Below are 8,156 nucleotides of genomic sequence, written 5' to 3'. Positions count from 1 at the left end.
ATATCCTTTTCTCCATCGTTTCTATGGCAACTGCTTATGCGCTTTGCTGAGTACCGCATGGAGCTCCTTGTTAAGGAAGTGATGGTATTCCCGAATGGTCATGCCTATTATGTCTGCCCCAGATGTGGCATAACGCTGGAACGCGAGTTCGTGGCCTACTGTGACCGCTGCGGCCAGCACTTAGGTTGGAGAGGTTACAAGAAAGCCAAAGTCGTTTATCCTGACAGCCGTAAAAAAGTACATACCTGAAACAGCACACAAGGGTGGAGGCAAAACTCCACCCTTGTGCTTTTCTGAATTTCTATTTGACGCTTACCCTTTTTGGAGCAGACAACGAAAACTGGCACGATTGAGGTATGTATCGACCATAACCACATTACTATCCCGATCAGCCGTTATGAAGAGCTGATAAGGGCTGAAACCGAGCGGGATGTAATTCTTCGCGCATATCAAGCCTTTACCGGATCCCGTTTAAGCGATGCCATCGAAGCGGTCCTGGGGCCGCGGCCAACAGAGGTTGTCCCGAATGCTTAATAAAGCCATTTTAATGGGACGCCTGACCCGCGATCCCGAATTGCGCCATACCCAGAGCAACATGGCTGTCTGCTCATTCACTCTTGCGATTGACCGAGATCGTAAGAGCCCGAGCGGCGAACGTCAGACCGACTTCATTGACTGTGTTGCATGGGGGAAGCAGGCTGAATTTGTGGCACAGTGGTTCACGAAAGGCATGATGACCATTGTAATCGGTCGAATCCAGTCCCGTCAGTGGCAGGATCAGCATGGTAATAACCGCACGGCGATTGAGGTCCATTGCAGCGAAATATCCTTTGGCGAGACCAAGAAAGCGCGTGAAGCAAATTCCGGGCATGTTGGCGAACAAGGTTCATACAGACCACAGGCGGCTTCGCAACCCCAGCCGACGGCACCGGCGTTTGATCTCCCGCCAGATAATACAGGGTATGGGGATGTGCTGCCGTGTGACGACAACGATATTCCATTTTAGGATTGATGTGTAATGAATTATATTGCCGAGATAAAAGCGTTTTACGATTGGCTGCCGTTCAATTCCATACCGGCCGACGCTCAGGCACTATGGCACGCATTGATGTATTTGAATAATAAATGTGCTATCTGTGTAGATGGCGAATGGCAATGGCGTACAGAATTTTCGGTGTCAATCCAAACTCTTTTATCCTACCTCGGATTCTCTCGGACGCAATTAGACCGTATGAGAAACGTCTTAATTCAATCGGGACGAATTCGATATCGCAAAGGCAAGGGAAGTCAGAGTGGGGTCTATCAGATGATCCCGCTTGCGACACATTATGTTACACAACCTGTTACACAAACCGTTGATGCACATATCGTTACACAAAATGTAACGCAACCCGTTACACAACCTGTTACACAAAATGTAACACAACCAGTGCATATAAATAATAATAATATAAATAACACTGGTAATATATCTTCTTCTGGTGGTGATGGTGCGTGCGCGATGGCAGAAAACGCTGTCTCCGAGTATCTGCAAAACCGGGAGCTGGACGCCTGCGCCTATTTTGGCGTTACGGACGAAACGATGCAGACGGTTTCGGCATTTACCGATGTGATTTTCAGACGCTTTGCAAGCCGGCAGGCCACGGATACCGACCGGATGAACGTGTTTCATGCGCTGCGATACAGCGAGCAGGACAAGCAGTCAGGGGAATGGCGTATTAGCTTCCCACGGGACAAGCTTGATTTGCTCATGTATGCATTCGAGCAGGCAGTTTTGGCTGGGAAACCGGCTGACTGGAAGTACATAAACGCTGTACTGAACCGACTGTCCCAACGCAGCATCAAGACGCTGGAGCAGGCAGAGGATTACGACATCAGGCGCGACATTGCGCGGAACGAGGGATAAATATGAAACAAGTGAAATTAGCCCGCATCACCTGCGGGTTAGGATTTCTGCTGATGCTTGGAACGGCAGCAGCTTCGGACGCGGGCAATTTGTCAATTTGCGCAGCAGCGGGGCTTCTGCTGACAGGTCTCGGGATGATGCTTGTAGGAGGCTTCCTGGGAGGGCTTTTCCATGAGGAATAAAGCAGCGAAAGACCCGAAGCGGCAGATACAGGGCGCGGTCAGCAGGGCACAGGGAAGACGGTTTGAGGAACGGTTGGATGATTCATTCGCATATTACGCGGATCGAGGTTTTGCCATCGTCGAAAAGACCCCAGAACCGATGCGCCCGACCAAGAGCTTGGGGAATGGAAAGTTCATCGCGTTCTTCGAGAAGAAAGCCCAGCCGGACTACAAAGGAACGATCAAAGGCGGGAGGACTGTACTTTTTGAAGCAAAGTTCACTTCGACCGACCGTATGACACAGGATCGTGTTGGGCGCGATCAGAGCGAATACCTGTCCCGTTATCAGCGATTAGGTGCCAGATGCTACGTTGTGGCAGGTTTCGCATCAGGTGATGTGTACAGGATACCGTGGGATGTGTGGTTAAATATGAAAACTTTCTTTGGCCGAAAATATGTAAAAGAAACTGATTTAGAAAAATTCTGCGTACATATTGCGTGGAATGGAGTATTGCAACTGCTGGAATGACAGAAAGGGACATAAGTATGAGCGAGATTTCCAAGTACGAAGCGTACAAAAAGAAACTGCAAGGGATTTGCGACGAAAACAACTTGGTATATCGGTTTCGTCAGGATCAGTACCCGATCACGCTGACGATTAAACCGATAGCGGGTGTCGAGGAGCAAATGACAATGCTTGAGGAAGCCGATGATAAAGGATTTACCAGCCCCGATGCAGCTATCGTATTTACCATCAAGGACGGCGTGCTGACCTACAAGACGCACAAGACATTCACAATCGGAGATGCATTGTTCTCCAAAATCAAGAACCTGTTCAAAAACATGCATTACTTTTGGCTGCAATTCTTCTTCCGTGACCTGATGGAAAAACAAGTGCTGACCGCGCGGACTATGCCGGTGATTGATGAAGACGATGCCAATGACAAGGATGATCTGAAATTGCCGGATGAAGAACATTTGGAAGACGATCAGGAGTTATCGGAGACTGACCTGCTGGAAGATACAGATGGGGAAGCCGAGGAACCCGATGAAGCTGATCTGGAAGCAGACGATCCGAAAGTTCAAGAAGCTGCGCGGATTGTCCGGACTGAAAATAAGGCTCCGCTGTCGTTGCTTCAGCGCCGCATGAATATCGGTCGGGCGGAGGCTTACCGCATCATGACTGCGCTTGAGAAACTGCAAATTGTCGGCCCTATCGGTGAAAACGGTATCCGTGAGGTATTGCCGTATGATGAGCCGGACGATGGTCAGAGCCTTGACGCCAATGCGGAGACGGAGGGGTAAATCATGAGCAAAGCCATTCGTCTCTGGGATCAAAATCAAAAGTCCGTAGTCAAACTTATTGACAGTTTGTGCGGGAGATATTCCAGATGGGAAGTCTGGCAGGACTTTATCATCATGTCAGCTATTAGTATCTCCAATGTGATAAAAGGACCGCACAATGATAGACGAGAAAAGCAGTATTTGGACAGAGCGAACAAATATTCCGCAAAAGAGTTGGAGACCTTTGCACAGATGCTTGCAGAAGTAACGGATGCAATGGAGAAAAATCCAGATCAAGATTTTCTTGGCGAGCTATTTATGGCTTTGAATCTCGGAAACGAATGGAAAGGACAGTTTTTCACGCCGTATAACGTATGTCGCCTGATGGCCGCTATGACGTACGGTGATGACCTCGAACAGAAAATTACACAAAAGGGTTGGGTGTCTATCAGTGATCCGGCCTGCGGCGCCGGTGCGTTGCTGCTTGCCTTTGCAAACGAGTGTCGCCGCCCCGGGCATGGGATTAACTATCAAACTTCGGTACTATTTGTGGCACAGGATGTGGATTTTCTTGCTGGCTGCATGTGCTACATACAATTGAGTCTGTTGGGCTGTCCGGGTTATGTGGTTATTGACGATAGCTTGTCCCGGCCAGCAACAAGCATTGATGCTCGCGGCCTGATTCCTCATGATGGCTCTAATGTCTGGTATACGCCCATGTATTTCCGCAGCGAATGGCACTGGAGGAGGATATGGGCGACGGCAGACTTGATGATCCGCGCGGCGGCTCCGAAAGGTAAGGCTGAGGAGCCTGCCCCGGAGCCGCCTGCCGTTGAGGCATCATCGCTGGCCGAAACAAAGACGGGTCAGTTGACTTTATTTTGAGGATGATGTCGGAGGATGCTCTGCCGGATGCACCGATTGCGACAGCTGCACAGAATTCCGCAGGATAAAGCCCCAATACTGCGCTCGGTGCGGTGGGACATTTTACGAGCGGAAGGAAAATCGCTTCTGTTCCGTCTGCCGGACCGCCCGGAAGAAACAAGCCCAGCGGCATTGGTGCCGCGTCAACAGTTTCGCCCGATAATTTCAACAATCCCCGCCGAGGGGCAAAGCTCGGCACATGAAAGGAGCAATTCATGGGTAAGAAAAGTTTGAACGACCGCTGCCCGCTGCAGGGCGAGTGCGAACGGAAAAAGTGTGACTTCGTGCACAATGAGCTCGAATGTCCATATTACTCCGCAAACGCGAGGAACGGTTACTACATCTACGACCAAGAGGATATCCGCAATCGGACATATCGTGAGCGTGAGGAAGCCGACTTTCTGGCTTCGCTGGAAGGTAAAGACGATGAGACTGAGCATGGCAGCCATATTGCCGACAGCGGCAAAATGGTCTATCTCCCTATCGAAAAGCTGATCGCACACCCGGATAATCCCCGGAAGGAGCTCGGCGACCTGACCGAGCTGGCCGACAGTATCAAGGAAAACGGTGTTCTCCAAAATCTCACCGTCGTGCCGCGGATCGGGGAGATCACCGGCCAACCGACCGGCACCTATACCGTTGTCATCGGCCACCGCCGGCTTGCGGCCTCGAAGCTGGCTGGGCTGAAAGAGCTGCCCTGTGTCGTTTCAGATATGACTCTCCGCGATCAGGTGCGCACAATGCTCATGGAGAATATTCAGAGAGCTGACCTGACAGTTTATGAGCAGGCCCAGGGCTTCCAGATGATGCTTGATATGGGTGACAGCATTGACGAGATTGCCCGGAAGTCCGGCTTCTCCCAGACGACCGTGCGGCGCAGGGTGAAGCTGCTCGAATTGGATCAGGAAAAATTCAAGGCATCCGTGGAGCGCGGAGCCAATCTCATGGACTACATGGAGCTGGATAAGATTACTGATCCAGAACTCAAAAACTCTGTTTTGGATGCCATTGGCACAAATAATTTCCGCAGCGCCCTCATGTCGGCCATTGAAACAGAGAAAGATCAGCAGTTTATTGCAGACCGCATCGCAGATGTTAAAGACTGGGCAACCGAAATTACAGAAGTGTCCTTTGAAAAATACAAATATATCCGGAATTATAGAAAGTGGAACTGGGAAAAAGATTCCGTAGTAGAGCGCCCCGTAGATGCAGATACCGTAAATTATTATTACCGTGTTGGGATGGGCCAAATTGATATTTACACGGACAAGACCCCTGAACAGAATACCGAAACAGAAGAAGAACGGCACCACAGGGAGCGGAAGGAAAAATCTGATCGAATTTATGGTGAACTCAGAGCGATTACCCAGAGGCACTATGAACTGCGCAAAGGGTTTATTGCAGGTTTCGGGCAGGCAAAAACACATCTTTCGGATATATGCTTATTTGCCGCCAGTGCGCTTATTGGCGATGGCGAATGGGGCAGAGATGCGATAGATGCCGAGTTGCTTTCAGAATTGCTCAATTTGAATATCGATGAAGATACAGATTATCCAACATTCAAAGCCATTGCGGAGACTGCAGCGGCTGAAAGGCCTGAATATGCATTACTGGCATGCGCATATGCTTCGTTTGACTCTTGGGATAATGGTTACTATGACCGTAATTGGGATATGGAAAGACGGCTTTATATCTGTTCCGCAACAGAAAATGAAGAGCTCGATCGACTGTATGAGTTTTTAACTTCATTAGGGTACCAGATGTCCGATGAGGAAAAAGCGCTTCAGGCAGGGACGCATGGGCTTTTTGTAGAGTGATTAAGCGTGACAAGCCTTGTTATCTATTATGCTGCATTTCGTGTCTTTTATATTGACGCCATTCGATGATATTTTTTTGAATCTGTTTACGAAAATTGTGATACCCTAATGTATTCCAAGCAATGATTGCAATACAGAAGAGTGGGAGAAAGAATAGCAAAAATGTCATCAGCAGATGCATATTTGTAACTGTATCTTCATTTGAAGTGCAGAGTAGTAAAAAATAGATTGGTTTATTCACCCAGAAAAGAATACTACATAACAATCCAAGTAATGGGAATTCAAGGGTTTCCAATATCGCTCGCAAACGCTGGCTATGAGAACGATGCTTAATCGAAAAACGTTGGTAGCGAGTTTCCCATAGAAAGCTGTCTTTGTTTTCCAGAAAGACGATAAGATAAGATGCTTGACATGCAATGCTACGTCGGTAGTTAGATTCTTTAAAAGATGCGGGAAGAAGAATTATAAATGGAATCAGATATAAGAACGGGTTTGGACGGTCCAATGCAACAACAACACCAATAAAGGTACAGACAGTAGTTGAAATAAAGATGGATAATTCATTTTGTTTTTTCATGGACTCCATAATCTCTTCACGAAGCATAGTATATTCTTCTTTGACTGGCCTTGCCATATTATCATCTCCCACAAGAATATATTTTCCATTATTATAAGATGATTTCCTTTGGTTTTCAATGAAAGAAGGAATATAACAATGCAATATAGCAAAAAATTAACATCATTTGGAAGTGCGTGCCGATCATATCGGCTGCAGAATAACATGCTATTATACGACATGGCACAGGAATTAAGAATCGGTACAGCCGAGTTGTCTGGCTATGAATTTGGACGGCACGAGGTGCCGGATGAAATCGTTAAGCGTGTTCGCAAACTGTATGGTATTCGCATATCTCATGACCGCAGAGGGAAAGGAAAAAGCAGAAATGTGCGGCGCGTCTCGATTTTGATAACGTCACAAACCTTGCACCACCTTGAGGAATTGTCCTGCATGATCGGTTGTCCGGGGCAGATCGGAAGGGTAATCGACAAGTTGGTACGGGAAAAGGCGCTGGCCATGCGGGACATAAGTCGAAATTGGAGGAAAGAAAAATGAAAAGTTTGGTTGACAAGATGTTTTCGCAACACACCATGACTGACGATGAAAAAGAAAACTGTGACCGGATTCGTACCGAAGCCAAAAGGCTGGCTCAGATGATTACTGATATATGCCCTATTTCCCCGGAACGGTCTGTGGCACTTCGTCGTCTGCGGGAAACAGTCTCTTGGGCAGAGGCAGCTATCGAATTTGCGTCTGTTCCGCAGTATGATTCTGCTATGCAGGTGGAGTCGAATGAAGCGTGAACTGGTATTTAGGCATCCGCAAGAACGGTTTGATGCTTACCGATATACATTCACACCACTCTTTGGGGAAGAATTATATTCGTATTGCGAGGCTGTGCAAACTCCGGAGAGGGACGCTCGCGGAACTTTTCATTTTGCCCGGGAGCGGCAAGCGCAGTACATACCTAATCCGGAGCCGCGTAAGAAGGAAACTCGAAAATAAACTAAGAGGTGAGTCCGTTGACGCTGCAAGAATTATCTCAATATTACAAACTGCAAGAGAGGCTGGAGCAGGCCGAAGAAACCTTACAGTCTCTCCAATCCGCAGCGCAACCCGGAGCACAGAATCTTACAGGGATGCCGCATACACAAGGGATTAGGGATAAAGTCGGTGATCTTGCAGTGGAAATTGCAGATTTAAAGGAACGCATTCGATGTCTCAGAGAAGAATCCGAGCGGGAGAGAGACAAAGTTGCAGCGTTTATTGAGACTATTGAAAATGTGCAGATAAGAACTGTTTTCAGGTTGCGGTTTCTTCGATGCTTGACATGGGGAGAGGTTGCAACTGTCGTTGGAGGGCGTAACACAGAAGCGGGTGTCAAGAGCATATGTTATCGATATCTTGAAACTTGCAACGACGTGATGCGCGGTGATGCTTGATGTTTCGGCATCCGAAGTGTTACGCTATACTCGTAAAATCTTACATAGCCAGACGGTCATCCT

At 48.1% G+C, this 8,156-nt stretch carries 11 protein-coding genes and 1 pseudogene; 11 read left to right on the top strand and 1 reads right to left on the bottom strand.

The window, feature by feature from the left end; all coding sequences use genetic code 11:
• The 8 genes and pseudogenes from T363_RS16040 to T363_RS0108775 form a co-directional block, all read left to right on the top strand.
• Positions 1-249, top strand: a pseudogene (locus tag T363_RS16040) (hypothetical protein); the annotation flags it as partial.
• A gap of 277 nt (positions 250-526) precedes the next feature.
• Positions 527-1,006: a single-stranded DNA-binding protein gene (locus T363_RS0108805; RefSeq protein ID WP_031475142.1), complete on the top strand. Its 480-nt coding sequence runs from the start codon at positions 527-529 to the stop codon at positions 1,004-1,006.
• Between the two features lie 495 nt (positions 1,007-1,501).
• Complete coding sequence (locus T363_RS16275; RefSeq protein ID WP_031475141.1) at positions 1,502-1,906, top strand: DnaD domain protein; 405 nt, start codon at positions 1,502-1,504, stop codon at positions 1,904-1,906.
• 2 nt (positions 1,907-1,908) lie between these two features.
• Positions 1,909-2,088, top strand: coding sequence for a hypothetical protein (locus T363_RS0108795; protein ID WP_031475140.1), 180 nt, complete (start codon positions 1,909-1,911; stop codon positions 2,086-2,088).
• Positions 2,078-2,596: a Holliday junction resolvase RecU gene (locus tag T363_RS0108790; RefSeq protein ID WP_031475139.1), complete on the top strand. Its 519-nt coding sequence runs from the start codon at positions 2,078-2,080 to the stop codon at positions 2,594-2,596. The genes T363_RS0108795 and T363_RS0108790 overlap by 11 nt, the downstream gene beginning before the upstream one ends.
• A gap of 17 nt (positions 2,597-2,613) precedes the next feature.
• Positions 2,614-3,372, top strand: coding sequence for a DNA translocase FtsK (locus tag T363_RS14560; protein WP_034972046.1), 759 nt, complete (start codon positions 2,614-2,616; stop codon positions 3,370-3,372).
• 3 nt (positions 3,373-3,375) lie between these two features.
• The gene (locus T363_RS0108780) at positions 3,376-4,236 is read left to right on the top strand and encodes an N-6 DNA methylase (protein WP_031475138.1); all 861 of its coding nucleotides are present in this window, start codon (positions 3,376-3,378) and stop codon (positions 4,234-4,236) included.
• A 254-nt stretch (positions 4,237-4,490) separates the two neighbouring features.
• Entirely contained in the window at positions 4,491-6,092 is a 1,602-nt protein-coding gene (locus tag T363_RS0108775) for a ParB/RepB/Spo0J family partition protein (protein WP_051643189.1), read from the top strand.
• A 19-nt stretch (positions 6,093-6,111) separates the two neighbouring features.
• Here T363_RS0108775 and T363_RS0108770 read toward each other — a convergent pair whose 3' ends face one another.
• The gene (locus T363_RS0108770; protein ID WP_031475136.1) at positions 6,112-6,726 is read right to left on the bottom strand and encodes a hypothetical protein; all 615 of its coding nucleotides are present in this window, start codon (positions 6,724-6,726) and stop codon (positions 6,112-6,114) included.
• 81 nt (positions 6,727-6,807) lie between these two features.
• On the opposite strand from T363_RS0108770, the gene T363_RS16580 reads away from it, so the two are divergent.
• The 3 genes from T363_RS16580 to T363_RS0108755 all read left to right on the top strand — a co-directional run bounded on the left by T363_RS16580 (position 6,808) and on the right by T363_RS0108755 (position 8,093).
• A complete protein-coding gene (locus tag T363_RS16580) occupies positions 6,808-7,206 on the top strand; it encodes a transcriptional regulator (protein ID WP_031475135.1) in 399 nt (132 codons plus the stop codon).
• Positions 7,203-7,454, top strand: coding sequence for an Acb2/Tad1 domain-containing protein (locus T363_RS0108760; protein WP_031475134.1), 252 nt, complete (start codon positions 7,203-7,205; stop codon positions 7,452-7,454). The genes T363_RS16580 and T363_RS0108760 overlap by 4 nt, the downstream gene beginning before the upstream one ends.
• Before the next feature lie 219 nt (positions 7,455-7,673).
• On the top strand, positions 7,674-8,093 hold the full coding sequence (locus T363_RS0108755; protein WP_031475133.1) for a hypothetical protein: 420 nt from the start codon (positions 7,674-7,676) through the stop codon (positions 8,091-8,093).
• The last annotated feature ends 63 nt before the right edge of the window (positions 8,094-8,156 follow it).

The sequence above is a fragment of the Agathobaculum desmolans ATCC 43058 genome (assembly GCF_000701665.1).
Lineage (GTDB): Bacteria > Bacillota > Clostridia > Oscillospirales > Butyricicoccaceae > Agathobaculum > Agathobaculum desmolans.
This window is presented reverse-complemented; position numbering and strand designations above follow the sequence as displayed.